General features: G+C 71.6%; 2 protein-coding genes. One reads left to right on the top strand and one right to left on the bottom strand.

From position 1 onward, the window contains the following. Positions 1-339 precede the first annotated feature (339 nt). The gene (locus ACQKIP_RS46260) at positions 340-561 is read left to right on the top strand and encodes a hypothetical protein (protein ID WP_365864437.1); all 222 of its coding nucleotides are present in this window, start codon (positions 340-342) and stop codon (positions 559-561) included. Between the two features lie 65 nt (positions 562-626). Here ACQKIP_RS46260 and ACQKIP_RS46255 read toward each other — a convergent pair. Beyond that, a partial coding sequence (locus ACQKIP_RS46255) for a coproporphyrinogen-III oxidase family protein (RefSeq protein WP_427745747.1) occupies positions 627-1,937 on the bottom strand: 1,311 nt, incomplete at its 5' end.

Raw genomic sequence — 1,937 nt, 5'->3', positions numbered from 1 at the left:
CTGGGAAGCCGCGCTGGTGCACTGCGGCTTTGTGGGCATGGGGCTGGGTCTGGCCATGGCGCTGCCCGCCTACTTGCGCAGGCGCTGGCCCGATGTGTTCGCGGGCCGGCTCAGGGAGGGCCGGCAGGGCCCACGCAGGGCGCTCGCGGCGGCCGCGGTCGGTGCCGCCGTGGGTTTCAGCTGGCTGTACTGGGCGGTGGGCGGCACCGCAGGTGTCGACCGGCCCGGCGAGCGGGAACCGGCTTGGTATGTGCTGTCGGCCGTCTTCGGGGCCTGGGCGTGCGTGGCAGCCGACGCCACCCGGGCAGCCGTCCGGGGCCGGCCCGCACACCTCCCGCGGTGGGGGCCGTTGGTGCTCGGCTGGCTCGGCTCGGGCTCCTTGTTCGCTGGAGCGGCTGGAAGCTGGCGTTCACGCTGTACTTGGCGCTCGCGCAACCGGCCGATGCGGCCATGCCCGAGAGCCTCGCGTTCGCGGCGGTTCTGCACCTCGCAGCGGTGGGGGCGGGCGCCGCGGTGCTGTGCGCGCTCCTTCGTACGCGGCTGGTGTCACAGCACCCGTAGCCCGATCCCGCGTCGCCGACAGGGGCGGGCCCACCGCCGTCGGCGAGGGGTTCATCCGTGGTCGATCATTCGTCGTAGTCGAAGGCGAGGAGCCGCTCGCCCACCTGGCGGCTGAAGAAGTGCTGCACGATCACGTCGCGGTGGCGCAGTCCGCGCCGCGTCAGGCGCAGCCTGCCTTCGGCCGACTCCAGGAGTCCCATCTCACGCAGGGTCGCCAGTTGCGGCCCGAAGTGGTCATCGGGCGCACCGCCGAAGGTCTGCCGGTACCACTGCGGGTCGAGGTCGGTCAGGCCGAGCACCATCGCCTTGCGGCGGCGTTCCTCGTCGTCCATCAAGAAGCCGTCCGTACGGCTGTGGTTGCGCAGCGGCACGGCTTCGAGATAGTCGCGCAGCACCCGCATCCGGTGCCGGACGCTGTAGCCGTTGCGGTAGTCGCACTCCCACAGGTAGCCGCGCGCTCCGGCGCCCAGCCCCACCAGCGGCTGCAGTCCCCAGTGGTTGGCCTTCTGCCGGTAGCCGCCGGACTCGCCGCGTGCCCAACGCACATGGGTCTGCTGGCGGTAGCCCGCGGCCCGCAGCTGCTCGTCCACGTAGTCGTACTTGGCGTACTGGTCGGCGCCGTCGATGGAGCGGTAGCCGCGGGTGTCGAACCCGGTGCGCGGGCGCAGGGTCAGCGCGTAGGCGCAGACGGTCTGCGGGGCGTCCCGGAGCACGGTGTCCACGCTGCGCCGCCAGGAGTCGTGGTCCTGGCCGGGCAGTCCGTAGATGAGGTCCACGCAGACGTTGTCGAAGCCCACCTCCAGGACGTCGGCGAGCGCGCGCAGGGGGGTGGCCGCGGTGTAGGCGCGCCCGATGCCCGCCAGTTCGGCGTCGGCCAGTGACTGGAAGCCGAGATTGACCCGGTTGATGCCCAGCTGGTGGAACTCGCGGACCTTCTGCGGCGTCACGGTGCTGGGGCTCACCTCGATCGCGACCTCGGGGATGGCGGCGATGTCCGCGCCCAGTTCGCGCTCGACGGCGTCGAGCACGCGGGCCAGTTGTGCGGGAGAGAGCAGGGACGGGGTGCCGCCGCCGAGGTAGAGAGTGTCCAGGGTGCGGCCGGCCAGGAGCGGGGCGTAGGCCGTCAACTCCCGCAGGAGCGTGGAGACATAGGCGTCGATCAAGTCCTGGTCGCGGGAGGCGACGGCGAACAGATTGCAGAAGCCGCAGATCTGCTCGCAGAAGGGGAAGTGGAGATAGAGGTTGACCGGGCCGTCGGCGAAGTCGGTCAGGGATCGCTTGACCGCGCCGGTGAGGTCCTCTTCGGCGACCGGGCCGTACGTCTGGCGGGGCGGGTACATGTAGGCGTAGTCGGCGCGGACGTGGCTGGCGAGTTG

The organism is Streptomyces sp. NPDC059900 (genome assembly GCF_050270335.1).
GTDB lineage: Bacteria > Actinomycetota > Actinomycetes > Streptomycetales > Streptomycetaceae > Streptomyces.
Note: the sequence above shows the minus strand (reverse complement) of the source record. Positions and strands in the feature narration are given on the sequence as shown.